Consider the following 16,573-nt stretch of genomic DNA (forward strand, 5'->3'; position numbering starts at 1 on the left):
TAGTTTTATCCCGCAAATTTTTAAAATTTCAGGACATTTTCATTTACGGTTGACATAGCTTTTTTAACTTTTTATAAATTTTTTGTGAATTCTTTTTTGTTCTTCAATTCTATCAATAACCTCTGATGAATAAAAATCATTTGAGACGATCTATAGTCCGACCATCTCAAATGTTTTAACTTTTATTATCGATTGATAATTCTATATTCTTTGACTAAGTTCCTTTGTTAATTCTTCATAACCATCTTTACCAAGTAAGGCAAACATATTACGTTTATAGGCTTCGACTCCCGGCTGATCAAATGGGTTGACACCATTAAGGTATCCAGAAATAGCGACTGCCATTTCAAAGAAATAAATCATTTGACCGAGGCTTTCTTCATTCATTGCTGGAATGTTAATAATAAGATTAGGTACCTCTCCGTCCGTATGGGCAATCATAGTTCCTTGATAAGCCATTTGGTTAACAGTTGACATTTTTTCTCCCTCTAAATATGAAAGACCGTCAACGTCTTCTTCTAATTGAGGGATTGTTAAATCTTTCCTAACTTTTTGGAAGTTTAATACCGTCTCAAATATATTTCGTTGGCCATCTTGAATAATTTGACCAATTGAATGTAGGTCTGTTGAAAAGTTAGCTGAACATGGGAAAATTCCTTTATGATCTTTTCCTTCAGACTCGCCAAATAACTGTTTCCACCATTCACCGAAAGCTTGTAAAGCTGGTTCATAGTTGATTAACAATTCATTGACCTTTCCTTTGCGATAGAAAATATTTCTTATAACAGCATACTGCATGGCTTGATTTTTTGCTAAATCCTCATTTAGATAAAGCTCTCTAGCAATTTTTGCCCCTTCAATCAGCCTTTCTATGCTTGCACCACTTACAGCAATCGGAAGCAAGCCCACTGGTGTTAAAACTGAGAAGCGCCCACCGATACCATCTGGGATTACAAAAGACTCATAATTATTTTGTTGGGCTTCTTTTTTTAATGCTCCTTTAGCTTGATCGGTTGTCGCATAAATTCTTTGATAAGCTTCTTTTTTTCCATATTTTTTGATTAGTTTTTCTTTTAAAACCCGAAAAGCAATTGCTGGTTCCGTAGTTGTTCCTGATTTAGAGATGATATTAATAGAGAAATCACGCTCTCCAATTACTTCTATTAAATCATTCAAGTAAGTGGATGATATGTTGTTACCAGCAAAAAGTATTTGAGGCAAACTTTTGCTTGGAGCCATCATATTATAAAAAGTATGGTTTAAAAAATCTATGGCTGCTTTAGCTCCTAAATAGGATCCGCCTATGCCGATTACTACTAATACTTCCGAGTTCTTTTGAATTTTTTGAGCTACTCCTTTAATTCGCTCTATTTCGGATTGGGGGAAATCAAGTGGCCAATCAATCCAATCCGTAAATTCAGAACCTGCCCCTGTTTTTTCTTTAAGTTCACGTAAAGAGGATTCTGCGAACCCACTTAAGTGCTCCATTTCTTTTTCTTGAAAAAAGTTCAAAGCCTTCGAATAATCAAAGCTAATTGTTTCCATTTATAAACCTCCTAAACTTCTATCTTGGTATTAAACTCATTTTCTTCAATAGAATGCATTGCTTGATCAATCCATTGTGGCATCTTATCTGCTATGGTCTTAAATCCTATGTCTGGTAAATTCCGTCTTTTTTTTCTTCGATTTCTAACAGGAAACAATGGGGTGTTAATTTTATCTAGTGCTCGCATGGATAAAGAAATTTTCTTACTGTATTCATCAATATCAATTACAACTACTTTAACTTTTTCTCCAATATTAATGAATTCATCTAAAGCCCCTACATATCCATGTTTACATTCGGAAATATGCACTAGACCCTGTTCTTCATCAGAAAGCTTTATAAAAATACCATAGTTCTGGATACCGGTTACTTCTCCTTCAATAATATCTCCTATTTTAAACTTCATATCGATTACCGTGCTTTCTCACTTATTTAGAAACGGTAACGGATTCAATCATCACATCTTCAACCGGTTTGTCTTGAGGCCCTGTTGTAACATTTTGGATAGCTAAAACATTCTCCATACCTCCAACGACTTGACCAAAGACAGTATGGCGTTGATCCAACCAAGGGGCTCCTCCTTTTTCTTCATAAGCCTTCACAACTTCATCAGGGAACCCTAAGTCTTTTAACTGTTGGAGCATATCAGCCGGTACATTTGGTGCAGTTACAATAAAAAATTGACTGCCATTTGTATTTGGTCCTGCATTAGCCATTGAAAGAGCTCCATAAAAGTTAAAAAGATGCATTGAAAATTCATCTTCAAAACTTTCTCCCCATTTGCTTTCACCACCCATGCCTGTTCCTGTTGGGTCTCCTCCTTGGATCATAAAATCTTTAATAACTCTATGGAAAATCACGCCATCATAGTAGCCTTCTTCAGCTAAAGTAATGAAGTTTTCGACTGTCCTGGGTGCTTGTTCTTTAAATAATGCTAATTCAATGTCACCCTTATTAGTATGTAAAACAACTTGACTTTGTATTTCCTCTGTCTTTAATTGTGGAAAATTATTCATTTTATCGCTCCTTATATCTATTTTCTCTATCATTTTACTCGAAAAAAAACTAAATTTATAGTTAAAGGGTCTTATTTTTGTTAAGATAGTTAGTGTTAAAAATAAAAAGAAGGATAAGGATGCTATGAATTACCCATTAATTGCTGCTTTTACCGCCATTTTTTTCGCGCAAATGATTAAATATCCAATTGCCTATTATTCAAAGCGAAGTCCTAAATTAGATATAATCACTTCTACTGGTGGCATGCCCTCATCGCATTCGGCTGCCGTCGCAAGTTTAATTGCCAGTCTTATATTTGAATACGGTTTTGCTTCAGCACACGTAGCCATAGCAACTGTATTCGGTGTTATTATCATGTTCGATTCTATGGGGGTCAGACGTCAAAGTGGTGAACAAGGCCTTGTAATTGATGCTATCGTTAAACGTCTCTCTCAATCAAATTATGAGGATATAAATGTTCAATCAATTAAAGAAAAACTAGAAGACTCTGAATTTGAAACTGAAATTATTGATAATTATCAAGACCTTATAGTTACTAAATACCTTGGACATAAACCAACAGAAGTATTTGCAGGTATTATTACAGGCGGATTTGTGGCAGTAGTCATGCGCTTAGTATTCCTTGCGTTTTTTTATTAGAAAGGCAGAAATTATGGAAAATATTTATGATATAACAATTATCGGTGCAGGCCCTGTAGGCCTTTATACCGCTTTCTTCGCTCATATGCGAAACGCAAAAGTAAAAATTATTGAGTCACTTGAGGAGGTGGGGGGGCAACCAAATCATCTTTATGGTGAAAAGTTGATTTTCGATATTCCTGCCTATCCTTCGATTAAGGGGAATATTTTGAGTCAAAAACTATTTGAACAGGTCAATCATTTTAAACCAGATATTTCTTTGGGAGAAGAAGTCTTAAATCTCTCTCCCAGAGAAGATGGCATCTATACAATTCAAACTAGTAAAGAAATTTATTACTCAAAGACCGTTATCATTGCAGCAGGTAATGGAGCTTTTCAACCCCGAAAGCTTGGAATGGATAATGCGAATCATTTCGAAAATCATTCCTTACATTATATTGTTAAAAAACCTGAACATTTTAAGCATCAGAGGATAGCAGTATGTGGAGGAGGAGACTCTGCAGTTGATTGGGCACTCACCCTAGAACCAATTGCTAAAGAAGTCTATTTAATACACCGACGTGAAAACTTTCGAGCTTTAGAAAGCTCAGTATCCAAATTACATGCCTCGTCTGTTAAAATTCTAACCCCCTATAAAATTTTAACCTTAGAGGGTAAAAATCACCAGCTCGAATCACTCAAGCTTCAGCAGGTGAAATCAAAAAAAATAGTAGAACTTTGCCTCGATCAATTAATTGTCAATTATGGCTTTTCTAATTCTTTAGGCCATATAAAAGATTGGGGACTCAAGCTTTCTCGCAACCAAATCAAAGTTTCATCATTAATGGAAACTAATTTGCCTGGTGTTTTCGCTGTTGGGGATATTGCTGACTATCCTGGTAAGGTAAAGATCATTGCAGCTGGATTTGGTGAAGCCTTATTAGCTGTTAATCAAGCCTTACACTTCATCGATCCTAATTATCGACCGTCGCCCTTACATTCATCAACTATTTTTGAAGGAGAGTTCAATGACTAAAGATTATATTCACTTAAAACACCTAGAATCCAGATCCTATGAATTGCTAGCTGAAAGAGGTGTTAGCATCGAAGAAATCGCTAAAATCGTCTACGATTTACAAAATACTTATGTTGAGACTTTAACTATGCAAGACTGCATTGATAATTTACATGCTGTGATGCAAAAACGAGAAGTTCAAAATGCTATTATAACTGGAATTGAATTAGATATTGCTGCTGAAAAAGGACTTTTGTCTCCACTTCTATGTGACTTATTAATGCGTGATGAGAGCCTCTATGGAATAGATGAAATTCTGACTCTATCAATCGTCAATGTTTATGGATCAATCGGTCTTACTAATTTCGGTTATTTAGATAAGCTTAAACCGGGCATTATTGGTAAACTAAATGATGAAAAAGATCAGCGGTGCAATACATTTATTGATGACATCGTGGGTGCCTTAGCCGCTGCCGCTGCAAGCCGAATTGCGCACGCACAACCACAAACTGATGAAATTTCCGTTCCTCCAAAAAAACCAAGTCATTTATAAGCTAAAAAAAGATAAGCTCAGCAGCTGAGCTTATCTTTTTTTATATTTTCTTTTTAATAAACAAATAAATAATTCCTAACAATAATTCATATAGCATAACGACAACAATTAGTAATAGAAAGAAGTAACTATCTGGAAGCACATTAATGACAGGATCTGTTAAAGGATCAAACAGCCATAAATCATTTTTAAAGAAAATTTGGTGAAAAAGAATAAAGATTTTATCAAAAGCGATAACTGCTAGAAATAATAAACCAATTGGCAACATGTAACTTAGCATCATATATATCTTAAGATAGGGATTACGTCTCCTCTGCTTGCGAATATTTATCAAAACAATCGCTAAAACAAAAATTAAAAACAAAGCTGCCATCATGGTTAGCTGGATTAAAACTTTAACTTCAGCAAAATGCTGAATCCCTCCGTCAGAAGAGGCAAAATCAGGCAATAGCATTTGACTTTCCATCGGATGGGTTAAGAAATCAACAATTGTTTGATAATTTTGATTTAATTGCTCACTCGTTAATCCAACTGTTTCATGCAATTTAAAATATTGATTAAAGATTCTATAAATAACTGGCGATAGAAAAACGGTCAATGAGATTGCCCCAGTTAAGGATGCTAGGCAAAATAAGCAAACTCTGGCAAAATTTTTAATGTGGTCAGTCAAACTATGGATCCTCGCTTTCTAATAAAGGCTAGTTGGGGCGTTTTTTTATAACGAAATCCTTCTTATGATTGATTCTGTTTGTCGGCTTATTCATCTTATTAGACCCGACAGTCAAATTGTTTTTACTTTCAGATTTACTTAGTGAGTGGCTTTTTTCATTTCTTCTCTTAATTTTAGGGGTAACAGTCTTAGAACGATGGCCGAGATTTTGAATTTTTCGATTCGTTCTTTTTTGATAGCTACGTCCCCGTGTGTTTTTATTTGAAGTTCTTGGATAAAGTGTCTTACTTTGAATGTTATTTATCTTGCCCGCCCTCAATCGATCTAATAAATGAGGATATTCAGCGATAGAGCTTTTTTTTCCAATAACAAAATACTTGGCGCCAAAATTACAATATTCATTGATATAATCCTCTAACGTTTCAATACGTTGATCGAAAGCCACTTTGGGTGTTCCGATTTGATAAAATCCTCTTAAGCGAAGCTGATTAAAAGCCCAATCACCAACAATATAATCATACTTAGCGAAGAGGTCTTGATAGCGATTATAGAAGGCTTCAAAGTCAAAAGCTTCTTGATGATTAATAATCAAATCGTATTCTTCGTCTTCAATCATTAAGGAACTGTCATTTAAAAATTTAATGTTTTTAATAACATCTTCATTTAATTCATCGCCCGTTAGGTCATCCAATAGTCGATCTATTTGTTTGTTAATTTTTAACTCTTTTGTTGAATCTGTCATAATTTACTCCTGTTCTAAAGGGAATTCTCCCTGAAAATAATCACTGATAATATGTCTTAAAATTAAGAAAGATAATCGTTAGTTTATCGTATTTCATTATAAACGGTAAAAAGGAAGATAGACACAGTCATCTAGACTGGCTAGACAATACATTTGTTCATTATCTAGCATTTCACAATCTATTAGCCATCGATTAATCCAACGTTCATAGAAACACCTTTAAAGAACATTGTAGCAAAAAATATACCTCCAAATCTATTGCCAAAGAGTCCCCTACTTGCTAATGTAAACTTTTGATGATTCATTTATTCGGAAAGAAATCTTAATAGCTACCGCTTTGCTCAATACGCTTTCTTTGGTATTGATATAAACTACTCTGATATATCGCTTTTCAGCTATCAATGCTATTTTATTAATAGATAAAACATGCAATTTAATTAACTATCCTTCTGCAGTTACATTTTTAACTCGTTATAAAAAGACCTCCTCTTAATAACAAAAGGAGGTTTTAAATGGACTATTTAAAAATACCTAAAAGTATATAAGCGACAATTAAGAATATTACACCAAATATAAGGTAAGTCATCCATTCTTTTTTTAGACGCGGAATTGGTTTTGCAATCACATAACCGGCAGCTAAGACTATCATAACAACCATGATAAGCACTGAAAAGACAGTTGCTGGTATAAGATAACTAAGTAAATAAAGTATCGGTAAGACAATAGCTACTGAAATTAAGGGAAGACCCAAATAGAAATTCTCTTCATCTATTTGATAAGCTTGAAATTCCAAGGGACGGTTAAAATGTGCTAAACGAATGGCTACAGCAGTTAAGTAGACTGCAATAGTAATCATACCTAATATTCCACCTTGAGTAGCTGTTAATAATAATCCAATTGGAATCAAACCAAAGGATAGAAAATCAGCTATAACCTCTAACTCTGTGGAAAAAGCTAGTTGTGCATCTGTCTGGTCAAATTGCTCAGAAATATCAATTGAATACTCATTAAGAATGGCTCCTATCATCATAGATATTAAACCATACTCAATTGCCCCTATATAGGCAAAGCCTAATCCTACAATCGAAAAAACTATTTGAACTAAGACGATTAAATTGGACCGATGTAGATCTCCTAACATAATCTTTCCTCCTCACATGAAATGTATGTCAACTCCTATTTTACCGATAATATGCTGTTTTTAGCAAGTGTTAAAATTAAACTTTCAATAAATTGAAACTGATTCTGAAATTAGTTATACTACTGATAATTAATTGACCATAATTGGGGGAAATATTATGCAGTGGAAAATAGTAACTGACTCTGGCGCGAGTATTCGTTCTGTCAAAGATATCAACGAGGAAATAGAGTTTGAAGTTGTTTCTTTAATACTGAATATCGATGAGCATACATATAAAGATAACAATCAAGTGGATACCCAAACTCTAGTTAATAAAATGGAAAGTGGCCAACAGACTGGAACTGCTTGTCCAAGCCCTGAAAGTTATGCACAAACATTTGAGTCCAATCAAAATGTTTTATGTTTCACTTTATCTTCAGGTGTTTCAGGCTCTTACAATGCTGCTTGTTTAGGAAGAGAGTTAGCCTTAGAGAAAAGTCCTGATGCTAATATTAAAATCATCGACAGTCGATCGGCTGGAGCTGAAATCGACCTACTTATTACTCTTGCTGCAAGTATCATTAAAGAAGAGACTGATTTTGATTCGGTAGTGGCAAGAATTGAAAAAGAACATTTAAATACAAATGTCAATTTTTTGTTAGAATCTGTTGATAATCTAGTAAAAAATGGCCGAATATCTAAAATTGTTGGAAACATGATTGGATTACTAAATATACGTTTAATCGGAAAAAGAAGTTCTGAGGGTACGATTGAACTTGCTCAAAAAGCTAGAGGCCATCAAAAAGCAATGAAAAAACTTTGGGCAGAAATAAAAAGCAAGGGATTTAATGGAGGGAAAATATTTATTAACCATGTCCTAAACCCGGAAGCGAGCCAAGAACTTCAGTCAATGATTCTTGCAGAATTTCCACATGCAGAAATTAATATTTTACCTTCTTCTGGCTTATGCACTTTCTATGCTCAAAGAAATGGTCTAATTGTTGGCTACCAAACCAAATAATTCAAACAAAGAAGGTTGCCTTAAACATCCCTTAAGGCAGCCTTCTTTGTTTACTATATATTTTTATTAATAAAGTGAAGGATTTGACTCACTATCTTTCTCACTTGATCATCATGTCCTAAAAGAATCTCGTGCTCACTTGAAGGTACAAGGAAGTTTAATGAATTTGGAAGACAATTATAAAAATGGAAGATACCCTCTTTTTTTACAATCTTATCACTAGCTGCTCGGAAGATGAGACTTGGAAAAGTCATTTTCTTGATTTCTTTTTCTTGATGGATAGTTTGCAAAGCATCTAAAGATGCCTTCAACCAGTTAATAGAGCCTGACTTGGTAGGATAAAGATGAAGTTTTTTATTGAGTTCAAAAAAGAAGCGCCCTCTTACTTCAGAATTGGACAGCTGATTGGGTGTTCTGAAAACTAAATGGTCATCTATTCCTCCATTTGAATCTTCAGGTAAATAATTCTTACCCCGGCCGACTTTTTGCATCAAGCTAGCGCTCATATGCGCCAATTCCATTGGCATTCCCTTAGTATCAATCGCAAGCATTGGGGAGGATAAAATAAGACCATCTACTAAATCTGGCCATAATTGAGCAAAGCGAGAACTGACAGCCCCACCCATTGAGTGTCCAAATATAAAGAGAGGCTGTTCTTCTCCACCCAGTTCTTTAACCCTTCTTACTAGGCATTTTAAATCATTGATATAAACGTTAAAATCTATAATATCAATTTGGGTTTGGTTAGGTGATAATTTAGATTCCCCATGTCCTCGTGCATCATAAGTCAGTACTTGAATTCCTGATTGTAATAAATAATATACTAATTCTCGATATTTTTCTTTAAATTCATTAAAACCATGGACAATAAGGCAAGTTGCTTTGGCTGTTTCTAAAGCATAGAAGTCATAAGCTAAGTGATAAGCCCCTTGGTTAATTGATCCCTCTTGTCTTAAATTATCGATAAATGGGCTTAGTTTTTCATCCCAATTCTTCTCATATTCTTCTTCTTGCAACCAATCCATGGAATTTTCAATTTCAGCTAATTCAAGCAATCTTTCAGCATGACTAATCTTAGGAAGTGGATGCTTAAAATTTTGATGTAATTGAGAAGCTAGAGAAATACTTGCTAATGCAAGAGACCATCTAAGGTAATTGTTACTTTTCATATTATCCTCCCTATTTAAAGTTTCTGTGTGTCAAAGTTTAATACCACAACAATCCGCACATAGGACGAATCATCTAGACGAAAATCACTGGCTGAAGCTTTAGCAGATATAAATACCGACCGCATGTCAGAAAAATCTTCATTTTGTTCGAAAAAAGCTTTGGCTAAATATTGAGCGAATACTGCTTCATCTTTAGACCAAGTATCTAAATGAATATCATCAGACGAAATAAAAACCTCATATAAGTTTTCGCCAATCCGATATTGATTATTTTCAATCTCGTAAAAACGCTCGCGGAAATTTAGTCCCTCTGTAGTTTTAGAATCTAAATATACATAATTGTCTAACTCATCGAGTCTAAGTAGATTCCCATTTGACAAATATGGTGCTAGATAGACTGTTTGTTGTGGGAGATAAACTCTGTTAATTGCTTCTATAAATGACCTGTTTAGCTGACTTATATCTAACTGCTTATTAAAAGAGTCTGCCATTTGCTGGCCTTTGATAAATCGAGGATGTGCTAAAACTGCTTGTGGATACTGGATGGGTTGTTTATTCCCTGGGTACGACTGAATCTGATTAATTATATCGGGAGAGTCTTCATCTGGAACTTTTTCAATTCCAATCAGTTCCTCAGATATTTTACTGAGTCTTTGATAAGTGGATAAACCTTCTTGAGACAAAGCTTGATCGATCATTTCTTCATGAAAGTGATAGATGGTGCTTAGTCCAAGTATTATAAATAAGAGTTTAAAATAAAAAGATAGAGGAAAATATTTTTTCAATCGATTCGCCTAGCTTTCTTTTTCAAAATTTGGTTTACGAATTAATAAAGGATCAACTATATGGTAACCTTGCTCACGATAACCGTCTACCATCCTCGAGATAGCACCATTAGTCCATGGACGATCATGCATAAGAATGTTTGCTCCTGCCCTTAAATAATCATTATTTAAAGACACTTCTAATAAAGCTTCGCTTTCTAAATACTCATCCATCCAATCATATCCAAAATTCCAAGTCATTAATTGCATTTCTAGTTCTTGGCATATCTGATAGGTATCCATGTTAAACAAACCAAAAGGCGGGCGGAACCATCTTGGTTTTTCTCCTGTAATTTCTTCAACCAAATCACTTGTTTGTTTAATTTCTTGATACTGCTGGTCGTAGGTCATTTCTTTTAAGTTAGGATGATGCTGAGTATGATTACCGATTTCGAATCCCATATCATAAATTTGCTTGGTAATCTTTCTCCCCTTTTCCTCTGTTAAGAACATACCATTCACTAAGAAAATAGCATTTACATCCTTAGCTTTTAATTGTTGGGCAATTTCAAGTGCATAGGAATTCGGTCTTTGAGGCGCATCATCAAAGGTAAATAAAAGAACTTTATGATCACTACTATCGTATAAAGGAAATATTTCCGAAGAAATATCAGGGTTTTCTTGCATATAGTAGGCATAGCCATCCTCATCGACTTCCGCATAGTTAGAATAATCTGTCCAAGCTTGACGAGTACCATCCTTTTTTAAAGAACTTTCTTTAGTGGAATCTTCATCGTAAGTACTCTCTAGTATTTCTAATTCATCAAGCTGTACTTGTTTTGATTCTGTTTCTTCGTTTAAAGGCGCCTTTTGACAAGCGGATAAACAAAATAATAAAAGAATTAAAGCCGAGAATTTCATCAATAATTTGTCCTTTCTAAATCCGATTTGCCTTTTTAGTTTATCATAGAAAGAATTAAAGTTAAAAGGAAGACTATCCTAATACACGCTACATTTAACAAAAAAGTCCCTAACTCACTAAAAGAGTTAGGGGATCAAGCAGGCTATTCATAGCGAGTTAACTTTTGTAATAAGCGTTTCATTTCGAGCACTTCATCTGTAGTGAATTCTTCAAAAACTTCTAACAAATGTTTACGGTGCTCAGGATAAATCTCATCCATCAACTTAGTACCTTCTGCTGTAATTTCAGCAAAAGTTACACGACGGTCATTTAAATCTGGCTTTCGTTCCACATAACCCTTATTACACAACTTATCAATCACGTAAGTGGTTGAAGAGGAAGCAATTAAAATTCGATTCCCAATTTGTTGAATTGGTTGAGGGCCACGATTATATAATAATTCTAATACAGCAAACTCCGTCACATTCATATCTGAATGATTCGCATCTTTTTTCACCAATTTCTCAAAGTAGGCATGTGCTCTCATCATACCAATATATGTTTTTAAAACTTCTGTATCTCGATCTAACATCTACTCTCACCTTCTTATCTTAAAATTTTTAATCTCGAAAGCGAAATAATTATATCTTATCTATTAAAATTAGTCAATCCATTCCAATAAAAATCTAAAAAATTTGTGTTAAACGTAAATGATAATGTCTCAAGAGAACACAAATCAAAATGTCCCACTTCTGAGTTATACTTCCTTCAGGGGGTTAGATGGGGAGTTATTTAATAATGTTCGAACAAAGAAAATATGCCGTCATTCAATCGGTTGCACAGGGCCGAAAATCAAAAACCAGAGCCCAGGTGGAGCTCGGTTTAACACGTCGCTCAATTAGTCGACGACTAACTGTCTATAAAACCGATGGTAAATTAGGCTTTCAACATGGAAATGAAGTGATTGGCTTTGCTTACCTTAGTGGTTTTTATAAAGCCTTTTTGCCTCAGGCTACTTTACTTTCAATCTAGACAGCTGAAGGTTGTCCAGTAAAGGGGGGCGGTCATGAACTTTATACGGTGATAGTGTTGATGCTCTCTCAAACTAATATCGAATACATCATTTCTACCATTGTCGCTGATAATTATCGCTCTCTAAGCTTTCATGAAAAAGAAGGCTTTAAACCTATGCTTACTTTCCCAAAATTAGTGCGCAAAGCTGAACGCTTTATTGATGTGATTTGGATGCGAAAAGCTATAAGAGCTGTTTCACCAAACCATTCAATATCCAGCAGTTGAATTCGACTTTGAAAGAGACCAATTAATTACTGATTAATTATATCACTACACAGTCAAATAAATAGCAGGTTTGTTGAAGTTTCATTTTAAACTCCATTATAAACCTGCATTTATTTTTGAAAAACTATTCGGGATAAGTAAAGCTTAAATCAGTCACTTTTTCAAGATTTTTTACATATCGCTTTACTTGATATTTAGCCATTGGTAGGTTTTGATCGAGATAATTTCCACAATCTCTGGCAGTAGCACCAGGTATCTCCCCTTCAAAGTCTGCTGTAAATTTAAAGGTTTCTTTAATTAAATTCAAAACTTCTAGCCCTTCTAAGGCGTCCGTTAAAATTAAATAGAAGCCCGTACGACAGCCCATTGGTCCAAAATAAATGACTTCCTTTTTATATTTTTCGTGATTACGTAAAAAAGTTGCTGCTAAATGCTCAATTGTATGTATTTCTGCTGTATTCATTACGGGTTCAGCATTTGGTGCTGTGAAACGTAAGTCATAGGTATGTAGTTTTCTTCCACCAATCTCATCTGTTCGAGACAAGTAGATACCGGGTTTTAAGATTAAATGATTGATGGTAAAACTTGGTATTTTTTCCAATAGAATTCCTCCTTTATATTGCTTCCAATGTAACGAAAGAAGAATTATCTGTCAATTTTTAGTTAAATAAAAAGTATATTAGAATAAAATGGATGATTAAACGCAAAAGATGATGGCTTATATTAGCTTGTCGACTACTTACCAATCGATCGCGATAGAGCGTAATGGAAAGGGCTAGTAACAAGATAGAAATAGCAATGTCTAAAGGTTTCAAGCTTGACCATAAATTCATTAGGGTCAAAAGAAATAGCAAATCAATAACAGTCAATGTTATCTTTGAAATATTGAGCTCATTTTTTATTCCTAAAATGCCAGTTATAAACACTATAGATGCATAGATAAAGACTATTATGTTCATCACAAACCTCCCTTTACTTCAATTTTTTAAAATATATCATATATCGCTAAGATAGTAAATTTGAATTTCTAATCTGTATATTTAAGTTCTCCTTGTTTATTGCTGTTCTAATTGACCAGCCATAAAAAGGTAAGTATGAAATTTCGATAGCACCGACATCTTGTGTATCTAAATAATTAAGGTGTCTTTTTTCTAATTTTTCAATTGTTTCACTATGAGGATGATTATAAGGATTGTCCTTCCCAGATGATATGAGCGCTAATTCTGGTTGCAGTTGGTCTAATAGATCTTCACTAGTAGAAGTTTTACTACCATGATGACCAATTTTTAAAACGTCTATTTTTTCACTTGAAAAAACTTGTAACAAAGATTTTTCTAGCTCAATTGGTAGATCTGCCATATTAAGAAATTTTTTATCGTCTATTACAAAAGAAGTGATTAGCGAAGAAGCATTACTAAAATCATCTTTAAGACTCGCAGGCATATCCAAACAAATTATCTCAATTTGATTGCCTCCTACCCTCACCTTAGTTCCCGGATTTAAGATGTGATGCTGGGTCTGATTAGGAATTTTATTTGCCATGGTTTGCCATATTGCTGACTCTTTAGTGAATTTTGAATAATACAAATGTTTTATTTCAATCTCTTGGATAAGTGTTATCAAATTACCAAGGTGGTCGATATCTGGATGAGTGATAATGACGCCTTCCAAACTAGCAATTCCTTGTGATTTTAAAGCTGGAATGACATTTTTTAAAGCAAATTGAGTATCCAATTTATTTTTCTCCTGGTAGCTAGCCATCTTCCCTCCGGTATCAACTAACCAAGCCTCTTTTGAAAAAGCCTTTTTATAGAGTAAAGCATCTCCTTGCCCTACATCTAAAACGATGATTCGCTCACGTGGATCAAGATAAGGATAAAATAATATTCCGATTGAATAACCGATAATTAAAGATTGCCAAGCTAATTTTGGGTTACTTTTTAAATAATAAAACCAAATAATAGCTATACCAAATAAAAAGATTGGTAAGAAAAAGCTTCCGTTTCCTAATAAGATTGTCCCGCTTTCTATAACAGAATGAAGCGAAAGGAATTCCCACATTCTTTGGAAGACATTAGATAGATAAGTAATGAACTTTAATAAAGCTGGATAGTACTGACTAACATATAATAAAATTGAAAAAGAGAACATGCTTGGCAGAATCCATCTTTCGAATATAGGCGTAAATAAAAGCACGACTGCTAGTTGTAAAAAATTAATGGTATAAGTACTTGAGAGTAAAAGGGGCCATGAAAATAAGAAACAAAATAAAGTTAGTTCACTTTTTTCTTGCCAAGTAGTTGAAAGGCTATCGACTATACTTCCTTGATAAAAATAAATCAGATACGACATTATGAATGATAAAAGAAAGGCTAAACTTTTTATATTAAAGGGATTAATAATTAGGAGGGTTATATAAATTACTGACAAAACATCTAAAGAAGAAAGTGGCCAATCAAACCTTTTGCGTAAATCATTAATTATAATAACCGACATAGAACGGATAACACCTATAGGCCAAGCTACTAACCATGCAAAAAAGGTTAAAAGTATAAAATTGATTTTTTTACTTACTAGAGGAGAAATACCTATTCTTAATAAGATAGTATTGAGAACTCTTCGGAGATAGTTGACATGAAAACCTGAGATTGAGAAAAAGTGTAAAATTCCTAAAGTCATAAAGGCCTGTTTATAATCTTGATAAACAGTGGAATTTAAATTGTAGAGTAATTTATTATGAATACTAACTAAAGGAATCTGACCACATTTTCTTATATAATGTGTTAACCTTGCTCTAACATTAGCAAGTAATACTAAGGGGTGGTTGATTAAATTAGATTGATTCAATGAAATTTTTTTAATTTTCTTTACCTCCACCCCCCAAGCTATGCCTTTTCTTTTTAAGTAACTTTGATAGTTAAAAAGATCAAAATTGCGATTAGGCTCTACTTGCTTAATTTCGCCTTCTATTTCTAAACGATAGGAGCTAAGGGTTAAGTCAGGTAAATTTTCTTGCAAAGCTTCCTCATTCCAATAGGTCACTGTCACAGGGAAAGTGGTATCATTTTCGATAATTAAGAAGACTTCACCATAAAAAGTATTTTCACTTTGTTGGATTTGGTTTGGATTGATAGTTATAGTGGCTTCAATTTTTTCTTGGTCATTAAGCATAGAAAGTTGTTCTTGTAACTTGTTTTCTAAAAACCGATGCCTTACGAACACTAACAATAAAAAAAAGACAGCTAAAATGATTACGGCCTTATTATCACACTTAATAATTCGTATAAGGCTTAAACAAAATAAAATGAAGAAAGACAAGGTGGAATGTATAAGAAACAATAAAAATAAACTAATTAGCATAGCAATTAAAGTCCAGTGATAACGACAACTTGTCAATTTATTCATTGCTGAAGCCCTACTGTAATAAGGTCTTTTAATCCTTCAAAGGTTTTTGGACCGATGCCTGAAACTTGTAAAATATCTTCAGTGGCTTGAAAAGAACCATGGTCCTGGCGATACTGAATGATTTTTTGAGCTTTAGAAGGACCGATTTGTGGCAAAGTTTCTAATTCTGCTTGATCTGCTGTATTAATATTAATGAGTGTTTGCCTCTCCTCTTTATTAGAAGATCCTACCAACATTAACTCCTGGTTTAAGGCCGATGTTTTCTGCTCGGATTGCTCGTTTATGATTAGGGTATCCCATTCCGACTGACTATATACTGTAACCATCATCTGATCTTCTAACAGTAACGCTAAATTTAAGCTGTCTTGTGCCGCATCTTCAGTAAAACCTCCAGCCTTATCGATTAAATCAATTAAACGTGATCCTTGCTGTAATTGATAAACTCCTGGTTTCATAACCGCTCCCTTCAAATCTACATAAAGTTGTTTTAATACAGTGGTCTCATTTTCTTGACTGGTCATTTCCAATGCTAGTGAATGCTCTTCTGCTTGTAAATCAACAGTATCCCTTAATAAATTGTTTTGATTTAGCATCATAAAAACACATACACAAGCAACTAATATCAATAAAAATGGCTTATTTCTAATTTTTGCATAAACAGACGCTTTTTGACTTTCTTCAAAATAAGACTTCATGACTTTCCTCCTCACTTGACAATCTTAAATACAAGGAG

At 34.0% G+C, this 16,573-nt stretch carries 19 protein-coding genes and 1 pseudogene; 6 read left to right on the top strand and 14 right to left on the bottom strand.

Annotated features, from left to right (window positions below; all coding sequences use genetic code 11):
- Window positions 1-201 precede the first annotated feature (201 nt).
- The 3 genes from ACQV2S_RS05720 to ACQV2S_RS05730 are packed head-to-tail and all read right to left on the bottom strand — an operon-like array spanning window position 202 to window position 2,562.
- Entirely contained in the window at window positions 202-1,545 is a 1,344-nt protein-coding gene (locus ACQV2S_RS05720) for a glucose-6-phosphate isomerase (RefSeq protein ID WP_428874507.1), read from the bottom strand.
- A gap of 11 nt (window positions 1,546-1,556) precedes the next feature.
- Window positions 1,557-1,952 carry a CvfD/Ygs/GSP13 family RNA-binding post-transcriptional regulator gene (locus ACQV2S_RS05725; RefSeq protein WP_428874509.1) on the bottom strand — a complete coding sequence of 132 codons (396 nt, stop codon included), beginning with the start codon at window positions 1,950-1,952 and terminating at the stop codon, window positions 1,557-1,559.
- A 22-nt stretch (window positions 1,953-1,974) separates the two neighbouring features.
- Complete coding sequence (locus tag ACQV2S_RS05730; protein WP_428882413.1) at window positions 1,975-2,562, bottom strand: peptidylprolyl isomerase; 588 nt, start codon at window positions 2,560-2,562, stop codon at window positions 1,975-1,977.
- Between the two features lie 124 nt (window positions 2,563-2,686).
- On the opposite strand from ACQV2S_RS05730, the gene ACQV2S_RS05735 reads away from it, so the two are divergent.
- Genes ACQV2S_RS05735 through ACQV2S_RS05745 form a run of 3 tightly spaced genes read left to right on the top strand, consistent with a single transcriptional unit; the run spans window position 2,687 to window position 4,749 of the window.
- On the top strand, window positions 2,687-3,202 hold the full coding sequence (locus ACQV2S_RS05735) for a divergent PAP2 family protein (RefSeq protein WP_428874511.1): 516 nt from the start codon (window positions 2,687-2,689) through the stop codon (window positions 3,200-3,202).
- A 13-nt stretch (window positions 3,203-3,215) separates the two neighbouring features.
- Window positions 3,216-4,217 (top strand): NAD(P)/FAD-dependent oxidoreductase, encoded by a 1,002-nt coding sequence (locus ACQV2S_RS05740; RefSeq protein ID WP_428875484.1) that lies wholly within the window; start codon window positions 3,216-3,218, stop codon window positions 4,215-4,217.
- Window positions 4,210-4,749 carry a phosphatidylglycerophosphatase A family protein gene (locus ACQV2S_RS05745; protein ID WP_428874513.1) on the top strand — a complete coding sequence of 180 codons (540 nt, stop codon included), beginning with the start codon at window positions 4,210-4,212 and terminating at the stop codon, window positions 4,747-4,749. The genes ACQV2S_RS05740 and ACQV2S_RS05745 overlap by 8 nt, the downstream gene beginning before the upstream one ends.
- A gap of 40 nt (window positions 4,750-4,789) precedes the next feature.
- On the opposite strand, the gene ACQV2S_RS05750 is transcribed toward ACQV2S_RS05745, so the two are convergent.
- The 3 genes from ACQV2S_RS05750 to ACQV2S_RS05760 all read right to left on the bottom strand — a co-directional run bounded on the left by ACQV2S_RS05750 (window position 4,790) and on the right by ACQV2S_RS05760 (window position 7,302).
- Window positions 4,790-5,419 carry a TIGR01906 family membrane protein gene (locus tag ACQV2S_RS05750; RefSeq protein WP_428882412.1) on the bottom strand — a complete coding sequence of 210 codons (630 nt, stop codon included), beginning with the start codon at window positions 5,417-5,419 and terminating at the stop codon, window positions 4,790-4,792.
- Between the two features lie 28 nt (window positions 5,420-5,447).
- Window positions 5,448-6,161: a YutD family protein gene (locus ACQV2S_RS05755; RefSeq protein ID WP_428874515.1), complete on the bottom strand. Its 714-nt coding sequence runs from the start codon at window positions 6,159-6,161 to the stop codon at window positions 5,448-5,450.
- Between the two features lie 517 nt (window positions 6,162-6,678).
- Entirely contained in the window at window positions 6,679-7,302 is a 624-nt protein-coding gene (locus ACQV2S_RS05760; protein WP_428874517.1) for a hypothetical protein, read from the bottom strand.
- A gap of 157 nt (window positions 7,303-7,459) precedes the next feature.
- Here ACQV2S_RS05760 and ACQV2S_RS05765 point away from each other — a divergent pair, with 157 nt between their 5' ends.
- Window positions 7,460-8,302 (top strand): DegV family protein, encoded by an 843-nt coding sequence (locus ACQV2S_RS05765; RefSeq protein ID WP_428875487.1) that lies wholly within the window; start codon window positions 7,460-7,462, stop codon window positions 8,300-8,302.
- A 53-nt stretch (window positions 8,303-8,355) separates the two neighbouring features.
- On the opposite strand, the gene ACQV2S_RS05770 is transcribed toward ACQV2S_RS05765, so the two are convergent.
- From ACQV2S_RS05770 to ACQV2S_RS05785, 4 genes are all read right to left on the bottom strand, one after another.
- A complete protein-coding gene (locus ACQV2S_RS05770) occupies window positions 8,356-9,471 on the bottom strand; it encodes an alpha/beta fold hydrolase (protein WP_428882410.1) in 1,116 nt (371 codons plus the stop codon).
- A gap of 14 nt (window positions 9,472-9,485) precedes the next feature.
- Window positions 9,486-10,256: a hypothetical protein gene (locus ACQV2S_RS05775; protein ID WP_428882409.1), complete on the bottom strand. Its 771-nt coding sequence runs from the start codon at window positions 10,254-10,256 to the stop codon at window positions 9,486-9,488.
- Between the two features lie 9 nt (window positions 10,257-10,265).
- The gene (locus ACQV2S_RS05780; protein WP_428874521.1) at window positions 10,266-11,156 is read right to left on the bottom strand and encodes a polysaccharide deacetylase family protein; all 891 of its coding nucleotides are present in this window, start codon (window positions 11,154-11,156) and stop codon (window positions 10,266-10,268) included.
- A gap of 143 nt (window positions 11,157-11,299) precedes the next feature.
- The gene (locus tag ACQV2S_RS05785) at window positions 11,300-11,728 is read right to left on the bottom strand and encodes a MarR family winged helix-turn-helix transcriptional regulator (protein ID WP_428874522.1); all 429 of its coding nucleotides are present in this window, start codon (window positions 11,726-11,728) and stop codon (window positions 11,300-11,302) included.
- A gap of 188 nt (window positions 11,729-11,916) precedes the next feature.
- Here ACQV2S_RS05785 and ACQV2S_RS05790 point away from each other — a divergent pair, with 188 nt between their 5' ends.
- Both ACQV2S_RS05790 and ACQV2S_RS05795 read left to right on the top strand, forming a co-directional pair.
- Window positions 11,917-12,168, top strand: coding sequence for a hypothetical protein (locus ACQV2S_RS05790; protein ID WP_428885166.1), 252 nt, complete (start codon window positions 11,917-11,919; stop codon window positions 12,166-12,168).
- 36 nt (window positions 12,169-12,204) lie between these two features.
- Window positions 12,205-12,435 (top strand): annotated as a pseudogene (locus ACQV2S_RS05795) (N-acetyltransferase family protein); the annotation flags it as partial.
- A gap of 124 nt (window positions 12,436-12,559) precedes the next feature.
- Here ACQV2S_RS05795 and ACQV2S_RS05800 read toward each other — a convergent pair.
- Genes ACQV2S_RS05800 through ACQV2S_RS05815 form a run of 4 tightly spaced genes read right to left on the bottom strand, consistent with a single transcriptional unit; the run spans window position 12,560 to window position 16,535 of the window.
- Entirely contained in the window at window positions 12,560-13,036 is a 477-nt protein-coding gene (locus ACQV2S_RS05800) for an S-ribosylhomocysteine lyase (RefSeq protein WP_428885168.1), read from the bottom strand.
- 58 nt (window positions 13,037-13,094) lie between these two features.
- The gene (locus ACQV2S_RS05805) at window positions 13,095-13,394 is read right to left on the bottom strand and encodes a hypothetical protein (RefSeq protein ID WP_428875368.1); all 300 of its coding nucleotides are present in this window, start codon (window positions 13,392-13,394) and stop codon (window positions 13,095-13,097) included.
- A gap of 46 nt (window positions 13,395-13,440) precedes the next feature.
- Window positions 13,441-15,840, bottom strand: coding sequence for a DNA internalization-related competence protein ComEC/Rec2 (locus ACQV2S_RS05810; protein WP_428885170.1), 2,400 nt, complete (start codon window positions 15,838-15,840; stop codon window positions 13,441-13,443).
- Window positions 15,837-16,535, bottom strand: a complete 699-nt coding sequence (locus ACQV2S_RS05815; RefSeq protein WP_428885172.1) for a helix-hairpin-helix domain-containing protein — start codon at window positions 16,533-16,535, stop codon at window positions 15,837-15,839. Before ACQV2S_RS05815 ends, ACQV2S_RS05810 begins: the two co-directional genes overlap by 4 nt.
- Window positions 16,536-16,573: the final 38 nt, after the last annotated feature.

The organism is Facklamia sp. P13064 (assembly GCF_050409425.1).
GTDB lineage: Bacteria > Bacillota > Bacilli > Lactobacillales > Aerococcaceae > Facklamia.